This window comes from Nonomuraea typhae (genome assembly GCF_009760925.1).
In the GTDB taxonomy this organism is placed as follows: Bacteria; Actinomycetota; Actinomycetes; order Streptosporangiales; family Streptosporangiaceae; genus Nonomuraea; species Nonomuraea typhae.
This window is the reverse complement of sequence record NZ_VRLV01000016.1, coordinates 74,140-89,293: the sequence shown is the minus strand read 5'-3', so window position 1 is coordinate 89,293 and position 15,154 is coordinate 74,140. Positions and strand designations below refer to the sequence as shown.

The 15,154-nt window shown below is 67.0% G+C and carries 40 protein-coding genes; 1 reads left to right on the top strand and 39 read right to left on the bottom strand.

Features of this window, described 5'->3' with window-relative positions:
- Position 1: 1 nt before the first annotated feature.
- From FVE25_RS42460 to FVE25_RS42350, 25 genes are all read right to left on the bottom strand, one after another.
- Positions 2 to 313, bottom strand: a complete 312-nt coding sequence (locus FVE25_RS42460; RefSeq protein WP_157253178.1) for a hypothetical protein — start codon at positions 311 to 313, stop codon at positions 2 to 4.
- The gene (locus FVE25_RS42455) at positions 310 to 789 is read right to left on the bottom strand and encodes a hypothetical protein (RefSeq protein ID WP_157253177.1); all 480 of its coding nucleotides are present in this window, start codon (positions 787 to 789) and stop codon (positions 310 to 312) included. The genes FVE25_RS42460 and FVE25_RS42455 overlap by 4 nt, the downstream gene beginning before the upstream one ends.
- The gene (locus FVE25_RS42450; RefSeq protein WP_181019891.1) at positions 776 to 1,168 is read right to left on the bottom strand and encodes a hypothetical protein; all 393 of its coding nucleotides are present in this window, start codon (positions 1,166 to 1,168) and stop codon (positions 776 to 778) included. The genes FVE25_RS42455 and FVE25_RS42450 overlap by 14 nt, the downstream gene beginning before the upstream one ends.
- Positions 1,168 to 1,881: a hypothetical protein gene (locus FVE25_RS42445; RefSeq protein ID WP_157253175.1), complete on the bottom strand. Its 714-nt coding sequence runs from the start codon at positions 1,879 to 1,881 to the stop codon at positions 1,168 to 1,170. The genes FVE25_RS42450 and FVE25_RS42445 overlap by 1 nt, the downstream gene beginning before the upstream one ends.
- On the bottom strand, positions 1,878 to 2,162 hold the full coding sequence (locus tag FVE25_RS42440; protein WP_157253174.1) for a hypothetical protein: 285 nt from the start codon (positions 2,160 to 2,162) through the stop codon (positions 1,878 to 1,880). The genes FVE25_RS42445 and FVE25_RS42440 overlap by 4 nt, the downstream gene beginning before the upstream one ends.
- Complete coding sequence (locus FVE25_RS42435) at positions 2,155 to 2,382, bottom strand: hypothetical protein (protein WP_157253173.1); 228 nt, start codon at positions 2,380 to 2,382, stop codon at positions 2,155 to 2,157. Before FVE25_RS42435 ends, FVE25_RS42440 begins: the two co-directional genes overlap by 8 nt.
- Positions 2,375 to 2,581, bottom strand: a complete 207-nt coding sequence (locus FVE25_RS42430; protein WP_157253172.1) for a hypothetical protein — start codon at positions 2,579 to 2,581, stop codon at positions 2,375 to 2,377. Before FVE25_RS42430 ends, FVE25_RS42435 begins: the two co-directional genes overlap by 8 nt.
- Complete coding sequence (locus tag FVE25_RS57180) at positions 2,569 to 2,994, bottom strand: DUF6221 family protein (protein WP_219825902.1); 426 nt, start codon at positions 2,992 to 2,994, stop codon at positions 2,569 to 2,571. The genes FVE25_RS42430 and FVE25_RS57180 overlap by 13 nt, the downstream gene beginning before the upstream one ends.
- The gene (locus FVE25_RS42425; RefSeq protein ID WP_157253171.1) at positions 2,987 to 3,223 is read right to left on the bottom strand and encodes a hypothetical protein; all 237 of its coding nucleotides are present in this window, start codon (positions 3,221 to 3,223) and stop codon (positions 2,987 to 2,989) included. The genes FVE25_RS57180 and FVE25_RS42425 overlap by 8 nt, the downstream gene beginning before the upstream one ends.
- The gene (locus tag FVE25_RS42420) at positions 3,220 to 3,564 is read right to left on the bottom strand and encodes a hypothetical protein (RefSeq protein WP_157253170.1); all 345 of its coding nucleotides are present in this window, start codon (positions 3,562 to 3,564) and stop codon (positions 3,220 to 3,222) included. Before FVE25_RS42420 ends, FVE25_RS42425 begins: the two co-directional genes overlap by 4 nt.
- Positions 3,551 to 3,778, bottom strand: coding sequence for a hypothetical protein (locus FVE25_RS42415; RefSeq protein ID WP_157253169.1), 228 nt, complete (start codon positions 3,776 to 3,778; stop codon positions 3,551 to 3,553). Before FVE25_RS42415 ends, FVE25_RS42420 begins: the two co-directional genes overlap by 14 nt.
- Positions 3,771 to 4,010, bottom strand: a complete 240-nt coding sequence (locus FVE25_RS42410) for a hypothetical protein (RefSeq protein ID WP_157253168.1) — start codon at positions 4,008 to 4,010, stop codon at positions 3,771 to 3,773. Before FVE25_RS42410 ends, FVE25_RS42415 begins: the two co-directional genes overlap by 8 nt.
- Positions 4,003 to 4,467 (bottom strand): hypothetical protein, encoded by a 465-nt coding sequence (locus tag FVE25_RS42405; protein ID WP_157253167.1) that lies wholly within the window; start codon positions 4,465 to 4,467, stop codon positions 4,003 to 4,005. Before FVE25_RS42405 ends, FVE25_RS42410 begins: the two co-directional genes overlap by 8 nt.
- Positions 4,460 to 4,861 (bottom strand): DUF4326 domain-containing protein, encoded by a 402-nt coding sequence (locus FVE25_RS42400; RefSeq protein WP_157253166.1) that lies wholly within the window; start codon positions 4,859 to 4,861, stop codon positions 4,460 to 4,462. The genes FVE25_RS42405 and FVE25_RS42400 overlap by 8 nt, the downstream gene beginning before the upstream one ends.
- Positions 4,848 to 5,366 carry a hypothetical protein gene (locus tag FVE25_RS42395; protein WP_157253165.1) on the bottom strand — a complete coding sequence of 173 codons (519 nt, stop codon included), beginning with the start codon at positions 5,364 to 5,366 and terminating at the stop codon, positions 4,848 to 4,850. The genes FVE25_RS42400 and FVE25_RS42395 overlap by 14 nt, the downstream gene beginning before the upstream one ends.
- Positions 5,359 to 5,601, bottom strand: a complete 243-nt coding sequence (locus FVE25_RS42390; protein WP_157253164.1) for a hypothetical protein — start codon at positions 5,599 to 5,601, stop codon at positions 5,359 to 5,361. Before FVE25_RS42390 ends, FVE25_RS42395 begins: the two co-directional genes overlap by 8 nt.
- Positions 5,602 to 5,606: 5 nt before the next feature.
- Positions 5,607 to 6,188, bottom strand: coding sequence for a hypothetical protein (locus tag FVE25_RS42385; RefSeq protein WP_157253163.1), 582 nt, complete (start codon positions 6,186 to 6,188; stop codon positions 5,607 to 5,609).
- A 100-nt stretch (positions 6,189 to 6,288) separates the two neighbouring features.
- Complete coding sequence (locus FVE25_RS42380; protein WP_157253162.1) at positions 6,289 to 6,567, bottom strand: hypothetical protein; 279 nt, start codon at positions 6,565 to 6,567, stop codon at positions 6,289 to 6,291.
- Positions 6,568 to 6,570: 3 nt separating this feature from the next.
- Positions 6,571 to 6,693: a hypothetical protein gene (locus FVE25_RS56570; protein ID WP_281367964.1), complete on the bottom strand. Its 123-nt coding sequence runs from the start codon at positions 6,691 to 6,693 to the stop codon at positions 6,571 to 6,573.
- A 12-nt stretch (positions 6,694 to 6,705) separates the two neighbouring features.
- Positions 6,706 to 6,936, bottom strand: coding sequence for a hypothetical protein (locus tag FVE25_RS42375; RefSeq protein ID WP_157253161.1), 231 nt, complete (start codon positions 6,934 to 6,936; stop codon positions 6,706 to 6,708).
- Between the two features lie 272 nt (positions 6,937 to 7,208).
- On the bottom strand, positions 7,209 to 7,466 hold the full coding sequence (locus FVE25_RS42370; RefSeq protein WP_157253160.1) for a hypothetical protein: 258 nt from the start codon (positions 7,464 to 7,466) through the stop codon (positions 7,209 to 7,211).
- Between the two features lie 123 nt (positions 7,467 to 7,589).
- Entirely contained in the window at positions 7,590 to 7,730 is a 141-nt protein-coding gene (locus FVE25_RS42365; RefSeq protein WP_157253159.1) for a hypothetical protein, read from the bottom strand.
- An 8-nt stretch (positions 7,731 to 7,738) separates the two neighbouring features.
- Entirely contained in the window at positions 7,739 to 8,002 is a 264-nt protein-coding gene (locus FVE25_RS42360) for a hypothetical protein (protein ID WP_157253158.1), read from the bottom strand.
- Between the two features lie 69 nt (positions 8,003 to 8,071).
- A complete protein-coding gene (locus FVE25_RS42355) occupies positions 8,072 to 8,305 on the bottom strand; it encodes a hypothetical protein (protein WP_157253157.1) in 234 nt (77 codons plus the stop codon).
- Positions 8,306 to 8,315: 10 nt separating this feature from the next.
- The gene (locus tag FVE25_RS42350) at positions 8,316 to 8,513 is read right to left on the bottom strand and encodes a hypothetical protein (RefSeq protein ID WP_157253156.1); all 198 of its coding nucleotides are present in this window, start codon (positions 8,511 to 8,513) and stop codon (positions 8,316 to 8,318) included.
- Positions 8,514 to 8,618: 105 nt separating this feature from the next.
- On the opposite strand from FVE25_RS42350, the gene FVE25_RS42345 reads away from it, so the two are divergent.
- Complete coding sequence (locus FVE25_RS42345; RefSeq protein ID WP_157253155.1) at positions 8,619 to 8,813, top strand: hypothetical protein; 195 nt, start codon at positions 8,619 to 8,621, stop codon at positions 8,811 to 8,813.
- Between the two features lie 4 nt (positions 8,814 to 8,817).
- Here the strand turns inward: FVE25_RS42345 and FVE25_RS42340 are convergent, their stop codons facing one another.
- The 14 genes from FVE25_RS42340 to FVE25_RS42275 form a co-directional block, all read right to left on the bottom strand.
- Positions 8,818 to 9,012: a hypothetical protein gene (locus tag FVE25_RS42340; protein ID WP_157253154.1), complete on the bottom strand. Its 195-nt coding sequence runs from the start codon at positions 9,010 to 9,012 to the stop codon at positions 8,818 to 8,820.
- Positions 9,009 to 9,218 (bottom strand): hypothetical protein, encoded by a 210-nt coding sequence (locus FVE25_RS42335; protein WP_157253153.1) that lies wholly within the window; start codon positions 9,216 to 9,218, stop codon positions 9,009 to 9,011. Before FVE25_RS42335 ends, FVE25_RS42340 begins: the two co-directional genes overlap by 4 nt.
- Positions 9,215 to 9,667 (bottom strand): hypothetical protein, encoded by a 453-nt coding sequence (locus FVE25_RS54075; RefSeq protein WP_181019890.1) that lies wholly within the window; start codon positions 9,665 to 9,667, stop codon positions 9,215 to 9,217. Before FVE25_RS54075 ends, FVE25_RS42335 begins: the two co-directional genes overlap by 4 nt.
- Positions 9,664 to 9,840 carry a hypothetical protein gene (locus tag FVE25_RS42325; protein ID WP_157253152.1) on the bottom strand — a complete coding sequence of 59 codons (177 nt, stop codon included), beginning with the start codon at positions 9,838 to 9,840 and terminating at the stop codon, positions 9,664 to 9,666. The genes FVE25_RS54075 and FVE25_RS42325 overlap by 4 nt, the downstream gene beginning before the upstream one ends.
- Positions 9,837 to 10,514, bottom strand: a complete 678-nt coding sequence (locus tag FVE25_RS42320) for a hypothetical protein (RefSeq protein ID WP_157253151.1) — start codon at positions 10,512 to 10,514, stop codon at positions 9,837 to 9,839. The genes FVE25_RS42325 and FVE25_RS42320 overlap by 4 nt, the downstream gene beginning before the upstream one ends.
- Entirely contained in the window at positions 10,511 to 11,002 is a 492-nt protein-coding gene (locus FVE25_RS42315) for a hypothetical protein (protein WP_246268305.1), read from the bottom strand. The genes FVE25_RS42320 and FVE25_RS42315 overlap by 4 nt, the downstream gene beginning before the upstream one ends.
- A gap of 94 nt (positions 11,003 to 11,096) precedes the next feature.
- Complete coding sequence (locus FVE25_RS42310; protein WP_157253150.1) at positions 11,097 to 11,342, bottom strand: DUF397 domain-containing protein; 246 nt, start codon at positions 11,340 to 11,342, stop codon at positions 11,097 to 11,099.
- Positions 11,343 to 11,815: 473 nt separating this feature from the next.
- Positions 11,816 to 12,310, bottom strand: a complete 495-nt coding sequence (locus FVE25_RS42305) for a DUF5662 family protein (RefSeq protein WP_157253149.1) — start codon at positions 12,308 to 12,310, stop codon at positions 11,816 to 11,818.
- Positions 12,303 to 12,494 carry a hypothetical protein gene (locus FVE25_RS42300; protein WP_157253148.1) on the bottom strand — a complete coding sequence of 64 codons (192 nt, stop codon included), beginning with the start codon at positions 12,492 to 12,494 and terminating at the stop codon, positions 12,303 to 12,305. Before FVE25_RS42300 ends, FVE25_RS42305 begins: the two co-directional genes overlap by 8 nt.
- The gene (locus tag FVE25_RS42295; RefSeq protein WP_157253147.1) at positions 12,487 to 12,894 is read right to left on the bottom strand and encodes a hypothetical protein; all 408 of its coding nucleotides are present in this window, start codon (positions 12,892 to 12,894) and stop codon (positions 12,487 to 12,489) included. The genes FVE25_RS42300 and FVE25_RS42295 overlap by 8 nt, the downstream gene beginning before the upstream one ends.
- Positions 12,887 to 13,981, bottom strand: a complete 1,095-nt coding sequence (locus tag FVE25_RS42290; RefSeq protein WP_157253146.1) for a DUF5131 family protein — start codon at positions 13,979 to 13,981, stop codon at positions 12,887 to 12,889. The genes FVE25_RS42295 and FVE25_RS42290 overlap by 8 nt, the downstream gene beginning before the upstream one ends.
- Positions 13,974 to 14,621, bottom strand: a complete 648-nt coding sequence (locus FVE25_RS42285) for a hypothetical protein (RefSeq protein ID WP_157253145.1) — start codon at positions 14,619 to 14,621, stop codon at positions 13,974 to 13,976. Before FVE25_RS42285 ends, FVE25_RS42290 begins: the two co-directional genes overlap by 8 nt.
- Positions 14,618 to 14,785, bottom strand: coding sequence for a hypothetical protein (locus tag FVE25_RS42280; protein WP_157253144.1), 168 nt, complete (start codon positions 14,783 to 14,785; stop codon positions 14,618 to 14,620). Before FVE25_RS42280 ends, FVE25_RS42285 begins: the two co-directional genes overlap by 4 nt.
- Positions 14,782 to 15,132, bottom strand: coding sequence for a hypothetical protein (locus FVE25_RS42275; protein WP_157253143.1), 351 nt, complete (start codon positions 15,130 to 15,132; stop codon positions 14,782 to 14,784). Before FVE25_RS42275 ends, FVE25_RS42280 begins: the two co-directional genes overlap by 4 nt.
- Between the last annotated feature and the right edge of the window lie 22 nt (positions 15,133 to 15,154).

The following is a 15,154-nucleotide window of genomic DNA, read 5'->3' as shown; positions in this document are numbered from 1 at the left end:
CTCATCTCCTACCAGGTAGGGCTGACGGCTCAGGTGGCAGGCTAGTCAGGATGACGTCGTACGGCGCCCGCCGGGCAACCTCGGTACCGATCGAGTATCGTTCGCCGGCCGCGTCGCGGTCGTACTCGTGGACGCGTGCCCACAGGCGGTCGGTGCGGTACACCTCCAGTCGGTAGATCTCGTTCGGGTCCAGGCCGTGCCCGCGGATCCAGTCCAGGACGCTCTCCCAATACGGCCGGTCACCGGACATCGCAGCCTGAGCGCGGACGTCGTTGACGTCGAAGACGGCGATGGGTTCGAGCGCGGAGGTCATCGACGGTGCCTCCTGCGGTGGCGGCGATGGTATTCGGACTTCAAGGCGTGCATGCGGTCCTGTCTGCCCCAGCGCAACGTGAACGCTGCAGACAGGGCGTTGAGGAATCCTCGGCGGAACTCGCTCGTGTCCGTCGTCAACGTGACCGTCACGGGGCTGGGCATCCACCGCAGGTTGTCCGCCCGCTCGTACGTCTCGTCGCGGGCGAACGTGATGTCGGTGATAACGGCACCGTCCAGTGGCCGCCACGCCTCCTCCAGCGACGGGGCGAAGAAGACGCGCACGCCGTCGTGAGGGTGGACGGGCTGGACCACGCACTCGAAGAAGGTGCCACCATCTATCAGGTCGCCGGAAGAGGGCGGCACCCCTTCCATCGGATCTGGCTCGTCCGGCGCCCACCGCATCGCGTCGGCCGACAGCGTGTAGTCACGCAGGCAGGCGTCGATCGAGTCGAGTACGCCGTCAGGGTTGCTCATTGTCGGCCTCCTGGGTGCGGAGTAACGCCGGCAGCCCGTTGACGGCTTCGAGCCACTGCGTCAGGTCGTCCCTCAACGCTGCTACCTGCTGCTCGTCCAGGATCACTGTGGCGGAGGCGTCCCGTGACGGGTTTCGCCAGTCGTAGCCGTCGACCGATAGGCGGAAGTACGGGACCGGCGGGCCGTCTTCGTCGCCGGCGAACGTTTCCGCGTTCACGCCGGCGGCGCACCACGGCGGGATGTGGGCGGTGTCGAGGACGCCGTACCTCCATGCGTCGTCCTGGATGCGGACATGGGAGCCGAGGTAGGCGATCGGCGACGGCAGGCCGGTCGGGTCGTCGTCGTCGTCCATGGACAGCCTCGAACAATAGATCGACATCAAGCCTCCCGGGAGCCGGGCCCGGCGGCGCGTTCGGCGAGTTCAAGGCGGCCTTCGTGGTCGAGGATGAAGCACCGTTCGGCCTTCGCGAAGGCGTTCATGATGGCTGCTGCTCGGCGGAGACGCCGGTCTGGGGTGGCGTCGTTCCACGCCCTAATCCACTCGGCAGGTGTGGGCGTGCCGCCCTCAACTGGATAGTCCGCAGCTTCGCCAGCGCGCAGCCGGGCAACCTCAGCCTCGGCCTTCTCGGCGCGTTCCCGCCATTCGTCGCGTGCCCGCTCGGCAGCGACGGCGCGGTCTTGCTCCTCGTACCAGCGCTGCTTGGCCTGCTCGTAGTGGACGCCGTTCTGGCGGGCGGACTCCATTGCGCGGTCTCGCGCCGTCTCACGCTGCATGCAGCCGGAGCAGATGTCCTTCTCGGCGTTGGTGAGGAGGCGCGTTATCTCCTGCCGCAACTCGTGGCTGACCTTGCGTTCCCGGGTGATGAGAGAGTTGAGCCGCTCCAGTTCCTCGTCTCGCGCGGTGGCGAGCCCGCCGACCATCTGCCTGACCAGACTGTGCCGGTGACGCATGCTTCGCAGATAGGGCGTCAACGCGTAGTCGAGCACGGACCAGTACTCCTGGAGGATCGCGCCCCCGGGACCGTTGAGGATGCAGTCTTCTGGATCAACGCCGTCGCAGTTGTCGCAGCGGTGCGGCAGGTTGGTGCTCATCGGCATCCTCGCGCACACGTGCCGGGCGGAGTCCAGCCCAGCGTTTCAAGGGCATCGGCCAGATCCGCGTACGCCTGGAGCCGCTGCTTGGTCTGGGCGAGGTCGAAGCGTGCCTGCTCCAGGTCGCCGCTCTGCGCCTCAAGACCAGCCAGCAGGTCATCGCCTGGGATGGTCTTCAGTTCGTGGAGGATGGCGTCCACCGCCATCTCCGGGGTGAGGTGGAGGCCGCCGGACTCGTCGTCTAGGCGGGTGATGAGGCGCTGGCGGAGGTCGTCACTCATCCCACTCATCCCCGAGCACCTCCAGAACCTCCACACACTCGGCGGGGACCACGTACGAGGTGTCCACGGTCGGCTCGGTCCACCACGAGTCTCCGCCAGGCGCCCACTGGATCATTTCGAGTTCTTCGCCAGGGGTGAAGTCGCGGTCTCCGTAAGGGTTGGACGCCCGGCAGGGCTGGGTGATGCGCACTCTGGCGCGGGTGAAGGGAAGGTCAGCCATCCGTCGCCTCCGCCTTCTCGGCGAGCATGTCGGCCACGCTGTGGTCTCGGCAGGCAGTCGCATAGCCGTCCTCGTAGCCTGCCCTGTGGACGTTGTCGAGGATCTGCCGGATCACGAATACCCGCTCGTACAGGTTGGTCTCGCTGAGTGTGGCGAGCTTGCGGATCGCCATCTCAAGGTCAGCCGTCACCGCTTCCACTGCTCCCGAAACTCTGGGTGGTCGGCGTACGGGAGAGCGAGTAGGCGGAGCAGGTCATCCCAGACTCCGCCCGTGGCAGGTTGCACCGTCCTGCGGACAGAGTCGCCTCGCAACCTGAACTGGTCCAGCAACTGCCGCTTGGCTTCGACCTCTCGGAGGACACGGGCAGGGTCATGGAGGACGATGTGCTGCGCGTCGCAGGAAGCTGTTCCACCCACGTCGTCTCCGGCCACAACGACGCTGCCGTGTTCATGACCCGCCGTTGGACCTTCGATGCAGTCCGCCGTCACCACACGATGTAGCCCGCTGAGGAGTCGGTCGGGATCAACGCGCCAAGGTCCTGGCGTCGCTGCTCGCGCTGTCCGCTCCTCATCGTCCAGGCGTGCCCTGAGGAAGGCGATCAGGTCATCCACGGTCCTCGTCCCTCCACGGCCGGTGCATGCGCATGGTGTTGAGGCGCTGCTCGTCGATGCGGATGAACGCGATGTCGGCCATGGTCATGCCGGGCTGCTCGTAGGGGCCGTTCGGTCCGAGCGCCCAGCCGTTGGCGGCACTGTTAGCGATGCGGCGGATCCGCTCGAACGGGCTGCCTTCCGTCTCGTCGACGACGGCAGCTTCACCAAGGCGGCCTTCAGCCATCATGGCCGCCACTCCTCGCGGTACCCGGGGTAGTCGTCGTAAGTCGCCGCGATCGTGGAGAGGGCACCCAGCAGCGCCTCGGCGCGGATCTTGTGTCGTGGGTCCGCAGCATGGTCGAACCCTAGGTTGGCGAGGTACGCGGCGTTCTCGTACTCGCGTATCAGGCGGCGGTGCATCCACCTAGTCCGGTTCGCGCGGTCACCCTCGCGCTGGAGGAACAGGCGTTGGTCTCCCATGAGAGAGGCAGCCAGCAGCGCCATGCTGTCCGCGTCCTTGTCTGCGGCATCGAGCGCCGCTTTGAACCAGTCCACCATGGCGTTGGTGAGGGTGTCAGTGTCCGGCATCGGTGATCCTCTCGGGTAGCAGGTTCTTCACGCGCCACTCCCAGACCACGACGGCGAAGGTGATGAACATGGCGCTGTACAGCATGTACAAGCAGGCCGAACCCGCGCTCCCGTAGTGGAGGAGGGATATCGCGATGAAGGCGGCGAACATGGCCAGGTCCATGACGACGCCGATCACTGTCAGGCAGATGGCCAACTCGGCGTGATCACTCATCGGCTGGCCTCTCGGGTAGGGCAGCGAGGAGCGCCTGGGCTTGCGCGTGCGGGCATCCGTCCCATGTCGATGTCGGCCCGTGTGTCTGGCAGTCACCGTTGTGGTCGAAGTGCTCGCATGGGCTGGGGTCGTGCAGCTCGGCGAGGAGCGCCTCCAGTTCCTTGATGCGGGCTTCCAGCTTGTGGATCCGCTTGCGGTACGGGACGACTGCGGCTGCTCCGGCGTCAACCATCGGTGCTCCTTTCGGGCAGGACGGCTCGGAGGCGGGCTTTGGCCTCACGGACTGTGGCAGCCCGGCGCGGCTCGCTCTGCGGGACGAAGACGCGGGACAAGATCAGGCGAAGGTCTTCGGCGGAGACGACGACCAAGCCGGCGTCGGGAAGTGCGGCATCTCCGATCTTGCGGGCGAGGGCAGCGTCTCCCTGCCGGCAGGCGCATGGCCGATGGAAAGGCGGATTATGTTCGCAGCCGCGGACCTCGATCGCTCGGGCGATCGACTCGGCTGTCTTGCGGCGCTCGTCCTCGCGGATCTCGCCCTCGCTGGGTGTCCTCCCGTCGAGGTATGGCAGGGCGCCCCGGAGGATCTCGTACACGTAGGCGTGGGCTTCGTGGACGGGGACGCCGGACAGGCGGGAGTACTCGTAGGCGGCGACACCCTCCCGGATGGCCTTCTCGGGGATCTCAGGCACGGCACACCTCCTGGACCAGCTCGATCAGGTAGGCGGCGTGGCAGTGGTCCGGCTGGCCGAGCTCTGGCAGTGGACACCAGCAGGCCAGGTCCCTGCCAGCGAGTTCACCCAGGCGAAGCATCAGATGCGGCTGCTCGATCACCCATGATGAGTACAGATCAACTGCCTGCTCTCGGGTCGTCGGCGCCAGCGCCACGAGCCCACGAGCACCACCCGGGACGGAGGCAGTGATGTACGGCCACAGCGGCGAGTCGTTGCGGATCTTCTCTCCGACCTTGAACGGGTTCCCCCAGATCGTCGATCGGTCCACACAGATCACGCCCTTGGGGAGTCGGGAGCCTGCGGTTCTCTTGCGCTGGATGCGCTTCGGGGTTCTGGTCTCAGGTGTGGTCATCGGGAGCCTCCCCGAAGATCTCAGGGTGGGTGGCCTTCCACTCCAGCCAGTGCGGGCTGACCTCATCGACCATCGTGTGGATACGGTCCATCACCTGGAGAAGCGTCAGCGGGCCGGGACTCTTCTCGATGCTGCGCGTGCGCGGGTGGGTCGGCACATAGGTGGGGCCCATGGTCCAGGTGCGGCGGCGGTATCCCCAGTCGTTGTCGCCCCACTTGCGGAAGGTCACGCCGTTGGCTCCGCCGTCGATGTCAAACGGGCGCTGGCGGAGCTTGTCCTTCCAGGTCTCGTTGTACCAGTGGCCGATGTACTCCTCCAGGAAGGAGACGATCATCGCCGCCTCCTGGTCGGTAGGGCGGGTCAGCTCTTCGTCCAGGCGTCCGGTGTCGAAGGCGACAATGTAGTTCCAGCGCGGCCAGGCGTGGCCCACCACCGCGATGCGGAGCTTGGTGAGCGGGTCATGCTGGTCGGCGTCGTATGGCCAGCCGGTGTCGAGGTCAGGCATCGGGAGCCTCCCGGACTCGGTCCAGCCACGAGCAAACCGCGACCAGCGGGCCCGTGTCCCACCCGGCCAGAGCGTCCACCATCGCATGGTCGTGGGCGCCAAGCGGCACTCCCGTAAGCGCTTCGAGGAGGGCTTGCCGACGGACTTCGATGCCGTTCTCGGTGAGCACGTCGTACCGGATCGCTCCGACAGGCTCGGAGTCGATGGGGCCGCGAGGGATGTTGATCTCAGCCATGGGGGTCACCCCTCCTCAGGCGATTCAGCGAGCAACGTTCCTACGTCGTTCAGCGCTATCAGCAGCCCGGTCGGGCGGTGGGCGTTATCCACGCTCGCGGTGATGCCTCGCGCGGCGAGCGCCTCGACCAGGGCCAGGGCTTGGGCGCGGGCGTCCGAACTCTCCTCGTGGAGTACGGCAAGGCGTGTCTGTTCGTCGTGCCAGCGCTGCTCGTAGGCGGCGTTCACCTTTTCGGTCCAGGTGACGACCGCCGCGACCGAGGTGATCACTGTCAAGGTGACCGTTTGGCCTCCGACACCGAGCTCCGTGGAGTCCGCGCTCTCGAACTCGGCGAGCGTGACCCGCGTCAGCGCGTCCGCCGGCACGCCTCCATCCGACCTCACTGCCGGATAGCCGCGCCCGCGACCAACGCGCCGGCCGGGCTCACATTGGACGAACGCTCGCCCAATATGATGGCGCTGCGAGTACGACGCCTCCTGGTAGAGGTGGCCGGCGTCGAGCGGGGCGAGGAACACGACCGGCGCGACGTCTCCAGGCTCGTGCTGGTAGCCGTAGACCACTCCCGGGATGATTCTGTGGGCCTTCACCGGGCCGTCCTTTCACGGTGGGTGGGTGAGTGCCACGGTCGCTTACGACCCGGCAGGAGGGCTGCCAAGAAATCGACAGCCGGCCGGATCCGGACCACGCTCACCGGCCGGAGTCCCCTTGAAGATCGGCGAGCTTGTCGCGTACGTCTTGCAGCCAGGCGGTCATCGCCGGCGCGGGCTTGGGCAGCTCGTAGCGTGTCCGCTGCCACGCCTGCCTCACGGTGTAGCCGTGCTCGGCCAGGGTGGCCATGTCGCCGAGGACGAGCGCAACGGCGACCTGCTCACCGGTCGACCAGACGCCCTTGGGGCGCCCGTGGTTGTGCTCCAGTGCCCATAAGCAGCGGCGCAGAAGGTCCTGGGTGAAGTCATCGGGTGCCATCGGTCAGCAGCCCTCCTCGGCGGTGCGACGGTTCCACTCGGCGCAGCACTCGCAGCCGCAGGAGCTCTCGTCGTGGCCGTCGATCGCGAGGATGAGCGCGCCGCTGGTCATGGTGCTCAGGTCCACCGCTAGCCCTCCTCAGTTGTCCGCGATGCGGCGCTCTGCTGCGCCTTCGCTGTCGTCGGGCGCGGTGGCCTCGAACACCTCGTACAGCAGCCACCGGCCGTTCTCCCACTGGTTGACCACGATCCGGTGGCCGTGCGGGAGCTGCTCGCGGACGAACGCGTACGCCTTGTTCTCGCTGCGGAAGGACTTCGGCACCTCGGAGCCGACGGTGACCTTCCACCTGTTCGTGGGCGGCTTGTCCATGTCAGCGCTCCTCGGGGCAGGACGTGCAGCCGGGGCGCCCACATCGGCACCGCTTTCGGCCACTATCCGGGTCGGCCTTCTCCGGCAATGGGGGTAGCTCAACCTTGGCTGGCAGAGGCTTCGGCCTCCAGTCCGGCTTAGCGTCGCCGGCGCGCTCCTTGAACGGCAGCGGCTGGCCGAATCGGTCACCCCAGTAGGTCTTGACCATCGGTATCACCTCCTCAGTCGGGGATTTGGGACGTAAAGGACCGGCGGGGAGCCGGCCAGGAAGGTCAGGCGTCACGCGGCTTACGCTTGCCGTACCGGTGGTCAGGAAGCCCGAGTCGCTCCAGTTCCGCAGCTACCTGCGGCCACCAGAACACCGCTCCCCCGTGCCAGAGCTCCACGATCGCCAGCCCGGCGAGGGTTGGGTAACGAGCCATCCAGTTGCCGACCGCTCCGCGGGTCACACCGGTCCTGCGGGCGATCTCCGCCGGGTAGACCAGGTGCTCCCGGATGGCGGCGTCTGCGTCGGGCGGCGGTGACCACACGGTCAGTCCTCGTAGGTGGGCTCGGCGGGCACGTACGGGATGCCGCACTCGTCGTCGTCACACACGTCAGCGGTGACCAGGTCAATCTCGCCGGCGGCGAGCAGGCCGCAGGAAACGCACATTTCAGAAGGGGGCCTCTCCGGTCGCCGGGTGATCAGTGAGTTCGGGTTCGATGTCGAGGTTGGGGTCCTCTTCGGCCGGCCGGTCGTCGCTGTCGTCGCGCCAGGCGAGTTCGGCGAGGTCTTCGGGGTGCAGGTTGCTCACGGGTTCTCCTAGATGGGTCCGGTCCAGACGAATTCGGTGTCCCAGGTGGACGGCCAGCCGGTGGAGTCGCCCAGGACGCGGATGTGGTTCTGCTGGATGAAGGGGTTGCCGGGGGCGATGACCCAGTCCCAACCCTGCGGGGTGGCCCAGTAGATGCGGACCTTGTGGTCGATCCCGATCTCGACGCCGTCGGCGATTCGTACGGTGCGGGCGCCGCTGGGGAAGCGCTTGATGACGGTCATCACCTGCTCCGCGTACGCGGTCTCTGTCATCACGTCTCCTCAAGATCAGGGGGAGCGGGTTGGGATGTGGGCCCGGCAGGGAGAGCCGGGCCAGAGGGGTCAGATCGCGTACCACTCGCTGACGGTCACGGTGCGGGAGACGAGTCGAGCGTCCGGGGACACGTCCACGCTCTCCTGCCATGCGCGTTCAGCCAGAACCTGTCCCTCGACGAACGCCTTGTCGGTCTCGCGGCCCGGGAAGGTCTCGATGACCGTCTCGCGCTTGCCGTGGCGGAGATGGCTGATCTGGATGGCGTACTCGGTGCGGGTCTCGGTGGCCATGAGCGTGATCACATCTCCTTGATCAGAGTCGGGTCGCATTGGCGATCTCGCGGGCGGGCAGGATCGGCATGATCTGGGCCTGGTCGCCGGGGCTGGCGTCGCGGTTCCACTTGTCGGCGACGGCCTGGGCGGTGTCCTCGGAGCGGAACGGCCCGTACATCTCGCTGAGACTGGCGTCCTCGCCCGGGAGCATCACGATCCACCAGTTGCCCATCGCCATCACCGCTCCCCGGCTCGCTCTTGCTGATGCCTCTAATGTAGCTACATTGTAGCCACACTACAAGCCCTGTGAGAGACTTTTTGTAGCCACAGAGAGGACACACCAATGGCAGAGAAGGGCCCCGGCGGCCTCAGGCGCTTCCGCACAACCGACGACCTGTGGAAACGCTTCGGCGAAGCCGTCGAGAGGAGCGACGACCCCGAGGCCGACATGTCCAAGGTGCTGCGCGCCTTCGTCCGCTGGTACGTCGGAGATCCTGGGGCCAAGCTCCCTGAACGTCCGGAGTCCGCTTCCGAGTAGCCCGTCACCCGGACTCCCTGGCGTTGTACGCGGCGACAAGATCGGCCGCGAACTCCGGGCTCATGGCCACCGCGTAGAACGTCTCCGTCGTGGTCACGGTGCCATCCACAAGCGCCACCTGGACCAGGTACAGGTTCTGCGGGTTCTTGTTGCCGTGCCGCAGGTAGGGGCGGGGACGGTAGTCGGTCGGATCGCTCACCGGGACACCTCCGGCTTCTCCCAGCGGACAATCAGCTCTTCGTCGGTGGCGACCACCTGGGCGGCGTCGTCCCACGTGGATTCCTCGTCGCCGAGCGCTCTACCGGCTAGGATCACCAGGTCCTTCAGGTCGCCCCACACGGCGGGGAGTGGGATGGAGTACTCCTCCCAGACCTGGGTCACCTCACGGTGAGAGACAGAGGTCACGACGCCTCCCCTGCTTCGCGGCCTGCGAGGATGTCCTTGAACCATTGGCGGCCGGACGCGTGCGCATGGCTCTTGAGCTCGTCGAGATACCGCAACAGGCTGGCCGGGTCGATGGCTCCGCCGCCGTCGATCGCCTGCATGACGTAGCCGCGAAGCTCCTGCCAGACAGAGGCGTAGTCCGGGGCTGGTGGCATCGGAATGTCGAGCCACGCGATGCGTGTCGCTCCGCCGTGACCGTGGACCTTCTCGATCCCGTGATGGCCCCGATAGAGCCACGTGGTCATGGTCGGCTCGTGCATCGGCGGCCGGTCCAGCCAGTGCGTGACGGCCCAGCCGTCGCTGACCACGACGCCTTCCGCGACCACGCCGGTGTCGCTGATGCCGGTCGGGTCATGGTCTCGGACCAGCCGGAAGCGGCGCATGATCTGGAACTGGGGGATCTCGGTCATCGGGACGCCTTCCCAGACCGCTGGGCGCGAGCCTGCTTGCGTTTCCACGCCTCAACGGCACGACGCTCCCGCCGGTTGCGTGGCGCTTCGACATCGACCAGGTCCTTGGTCTCGACGTCATCGAGGGGACCACCGCGCTTGTTGACCTTGACGTAGGACCAGACGACCTTCACGACGCCTCCCTAGACTGCTGGGCGGCGACCTGGGTGAGCGCTTCGCGGAGCCGGTTGATCGACACGCCGCGCTCTCGGCCGGCGCTGTAGAGCAGCCCGAACACCATGGGCTCCACGTCGTCGCGGACCTCGGCTATCCGTTCGACAGGCTCGACCAGCGCAGCCTGGCCGTCTTTGATCGCCCATGTGGCCGCGACTTCGCCCTCGCCTTCGTCAGTGATGAGTTGGGCGTGCAGGCTCAGGTACGGGAAAGCCTTCGCGATGGTCGTCCAGTCCTCGTTGACTTCCTCCGCGGATGGCCATTTGCCGATGTTGTAGTTGGAGCAGCTGATCGTGCCGGTCCAGTCGCACCAGCCATGCGGGCCGCCCAGCCACGACGACGCGATGCGAGAGTTGCCCAGGTAGTGCAGGTCCAGCAAGCCCATCCGAGCGCGCCATGCCTGGTCGGCCTCGTAGTGTTCCCGCCGCGAGCCGGGCTCCTCGCCCATCCGGCTGTAGTCGTAGGCGGGCGGACGACCGAACTCGGTGGCCAGGTCCTTGACGGTCCGCGCCCACGCCCGGTCGTTGATGCAAGGGCTCAGGCCGTCGGTCCGGATCAGGATCTCGTTGGCCTGCTCTCGCGTGACCGTCTCGCCCACCACGAGCAGGCGGGGCCACTTGGTGAGGTCGCTCATCGGGCTACCTCGTCACCCTGCTCAGCGGCTGGTTCGAGGTAGCTGACCGGCTTGCCAAGCGAGCAGGCGTACTCGATCTCCGAGCGGGTGCTGTCTCCTACGTAGCCGCCCACATTGAGCACCTGGACCCGATCCGCCAGGTCGATCTTGCGCTTGTGCAGCTCATCGAGCCGGATCTTGACCTCTCGCAGGTCCGTCTCGGACATGGCACCGAAGACCTCGGTGTCTGTGCGCATGTTGCAGCCGATCGACACCACGATCCGCCCGGCCAGCGTCTCTCGGAGGGTCGCTTCCCGAAATGCATCGGGGAAGCGGGTGGATCCGCACAGGCAGACGATCTCGGGCCGGTCGCCGGCGAACTCGGCGATGAGGACGCGGTCCGGGCCGAGGGCGCGTAGGCGCTCCTCTTCGGCGGTGAGGTTGTTGGTGAAGTAGGTCATTGCTGTTCGATTCCTCACTCGAATCTCGATGTGGATCTGCTGACTCATGCTCGAAGATCAAACTGGTCTTCGAGCCGAGGGGCCGTAGTTGCCCCTGTGACACGAACTCGGACGGGTTGCTATCCGTGGACCCGGGACGCCCCTAAAGGCGCGAGACGGGCTCTCCGGGCTCGGTGGCGGCATCCACGGTCAGCTTGTCGGTGTCGAACTCGCCGGCCTTCACGCCGAGGACGAACGCCTCCCATTCGGCGGGCGAGTACGCCAGCACCGGTCCGTCCTGCTCCTTGCTGTCCCGGAGAGCGACGTTGCCGTCCGCCAGGAAGGCGAACTCGACGCAGGCGGTCTGGCCATTGCACCTGCTGCTCTTGATCCAGTTTTGGGCGTTCATGAGTGATCTCCTTCGTTGATCGGGTTGAACAGGTTGCTGGCCGCGCCCCAAGCAGTGCGGCTGGCGGTCAGGGCGGCCAGGTCGTCGAGCACTCCCCGCTCCCTAGTGCTGTTGCTCCGATACGCCCTGTACGGGGTCCGGTCCGGAGGGAGCGCGGGGTGTCGCTCCAGCGGGCGTACGGGATCCAGGTCCGACAGCGCGTCGGCAAGATCACCCATGATCAGCCGCCTCGGTTCCGTTGATGACCCGAGCCACAGCCAGCGCGCCTGCGAAGCACTGGCAGTCGTCCGGGCCGTCGATCACGTCTCCGCAGCCGCCGTCGTGGATCAGCCACGTGCCGTGGTCGTGGCCCTCGTCGCAGCGAGGGCACTCCGGCTGATCAGAGATGACCTGCTCGTCGAAGAACTTCGCCGCCTTCTCCAGCCAGGAGGCGAGAGGCGTGGATGGGGTCGCAGTGGGGGCACTTCGAGGCGTCAGCCACGGCGGTCCGCCCCCTCGGACTGGACCCACCCGAAGTGCTCGGCCGTGTTTCGCAGGATCTCGGCGAGCTGGTCGGAGATGCCGAACCGCTCCTTCTGGAGCTGCAGGCTCTTGGCCAGATCTCCGTCGTCATGGCGTTCGGTCGCGGCCTTCCAGTCGGCGAGCATCTCGATCAGGTCCACGAGGGTCATCCCGTTGATGCCTCGCTCGCCGAACCGTTCAGGGTGATGCCGATTTGCCTGATAGTGGTGCTGGAGCGCCGGGCCCATCGCCTCCAGGAAGCCCTTGTACTCGTCGCTGCCGTACGTGGAGCTCTTGAGTCTGGGCGTGAACTCGTTGAAGATCTCCAGCTCGGGCGGTTCGGTCTTCGACAGGTCGTGGCGGACCGACCGATCCACCAGTTCCTTGATCGCCTCGCCCATCAGGGCGCCCACCCGGAGCGAGTGCTTCAGGGTGTCGGCGGTGCTGTCGTACGTGGACTCAGGCATTCGGTGCCTCCTCGGGCATACGGAAGGTGACGGCGGTTCCCCAGACGGTCTCCTCGTTACGCATGTCTGCGGTGGTGAGGACGTGGCCGAGCTGCTCGGCGTGGGCGCACGCGGCGTTGACCAGGGCGCAGAACAAGGTGGCGTCCACCGGCAGAGGGACGATCATGAGCGGCTTGTCACCCATGATCAGCCACCTCCGGCAGCAACACGGCCAGCGCGGCGGCCCACGACGTGAACCGGACCGCCCTGTCATCCAGATACACAATCGCTGGCAGCTTGCGGTTGCTGACGAGCACCAGACCGCGCTCCGTCCAGAACTGGACAGGCTCGCCGGCGGCTTCGGCCTGGCTGTGCGTCACCGCCTGGATGCCGTGCTCGATGAGCCACTCAGCGACATGCCCGGCGGTCCTGCTCGTGTGGATGAACACGCTGAAGTGCGCCATCAGCGCGCGCACTCCGTCCAGGGCGCCGGGGATCGCATCGTCGTAGATGCTGCCGTCATGCCAGCCGCGACTGTACGCGTGGATCACACCGTCGAAATCCACAGCCACGGTCCTGGCCTCGCCGGGCGTGATCTCAACCATGGAGGGCCACCTCCTGCGGCTTGGTGTCAGGGAACTGGTCCCAGGTCCGCCCATCGAGCTCGCGGCCGGCGCGCTTCTTGCCGACCTTGGCCATCAGCCACGTTCGGGAATCGGCAGGCTGGTGGCCCTCGGCGATGTAGCCATCCCGTTCGAGCTGGATGACCTGCTTGCCCTCGACCACCTCCAGGCCGACCGCTTCCATGCGGGCGTCGTCCGCTTCTTCGTCGTCGCTGACATCGCCGTACAGCGGACCGAGCGGCTCCCATTCGCCGTGCTGCTTAAAGTGAAAGGCGGCATAGCCCTGGCACTGGTTGCGGAGACCGCGGGCCCAATCCGGGTGCATTGGTCGGGCGCCCGGTCCGGACTCGCCGCCGACGATCACCCAGTCGAGGACGCTCGGCGTGCCGTACAGGACAGCGCCGTCGCTCGGATCGACGACGTCCCCGCCGAGACAGTCGATCACCCGGCCCCGTACCTGAAGACGGCGCAGGTTCACGGGGCCGAGCAGCGGCTCCGCCGAGATGAACCTCACCGCCGCCGGCGTCTCCAGCAGAGCCGGGATCCGAGTCTCCGCCCACTGCTGGTTCTCGACCGAGACGCCCAACCACACGTTCGGCAGCACCTCGGGAGCGCCCAGGTGCTCGTTGAGCAGCTCGCTGTTCTGGACGTAGGCGACCGAACCGCGCACTCCCTGAGAACGCCCTTCGGTGGTGGGCAGCCTCCACGCGATGCGGCGGACCACAGATCGCATCCGCGCGTGCCGCTTGGTCAAGATCTGGTAGGTGTGCTGAGGCGTCTTCGCCATGACCGTCCACACCTGGGCGATGTACTCGTCCGGCACGTCCTCGTGGAAGAGGTCGGACATGCTGTTGACGAAGATCCGGCGAGGCTCGCGCCAGCGGAGAGGCTGGTCGAGCCGCTTCGGCTGCAAGGTCACGTCGAAGCCGTTCGGGAATGCCTTGCCGCCAGCGAATCGACGGGCGATGCCCTCGGCGTAGCAGTGATCGCATCCAGGGCTGATCTTCGTGCAGCCAGTGACTGGATTCCAGGTCGCATCCGACCACTCGATCTTGGTCTTGTCAGACATTCGGGGTGTCTCCTTGAGGTAGGGAGGGAGCGGTCACGTGATTGCCGTCGATGCGGGCCCGGTGCTCCAACTCCTTGGCCCAGCCCTCGTCCGAGTTCCGCTTGGCGATCTCTCGCTGGATGGCTGCGGCCAAGGCGTCGTCAGCTGCCTGCTGCCGGAGGCGGGCATACTTCGCTTCCAGATCGGCGAGACGGCCGAGCGCTTCCTGGTCGGGCACGAACGGCGCCGCGGCCGGCGACAGGACGCTGTAGTCGAGTGGCGAACGCAGCCAGGTGATCAGCTTGTGGGTGTGGCCGTTGGCGCGGCGCCCGATCTCCAGGCGGGCGTTGCGCAGCTCCTGGAGTTTCTGCCAGGCGGCCTGGCAGGCCGGAGTGAGCGCGTCATACCAGCGGGACCGATCGATCGGCTTGGCCGGCGGCGGCCACGGAAGCACACCTTGAAGCCTCTTGATCTCCGCCGTGAGCGGCGCCCGGACCGCCTTGGACAACTCCACGTACAGGCGGTCCATCTCCCCGACCTCGTCCGAGGTCAGGTAGTGCTCGGCGCCCTCAGGGACACGCTCCATCGGGTAGCAGGCCGTCCGAACCGCGTGCTCGGCAGCGGCAGCCCACTCCACGCGGGATGGCCAACCGCGGCTCATCGCTGCTCCTCGGGGATCTTGTGGTCTGGTGGCCCGGGGTTGGCCAGCAGGCGAGCCAGGGTCGCGATCAGGTCGCCCAACGGGTCCGCGGGCGTCTCGTCTCGTGAGCCGCGAAGGCGCTCGATCTCCAGCCGATCGACGACAGCGTCGGTGGGGTCGCTCACGACTCGCTCACCTGCTCGGCGGCCTTGAGCTTGGCTGTGCCGGCCGCGCAGGCGTCGCGCGCAGCCTGGAGTTCGCTGGCGTGGCTCTCCAGCACGGCAGTCCGGCGCGCGGACCTCGGCGGTTCTGTACGCGTCGGGACGAGTTCACCGGGCCGCGCCTGCAGGTCCACGATCAGCCGGGCCATGCCGACGATCGTCTGTGCCCAGGTCATGCCGACCGTTCGGGCGTCGACGAGGGCGCCGGTGACTTCGGTGACGGTCCAGTCGGGCCGGACCGCGCAGGCCAGTGCGCCGAGTTCGTTCACGGCGGCGACGAGATGTGGCTTCGCGGTGTTGGTGCTGGTCATGCGGTCCTCCGATCGATCGATA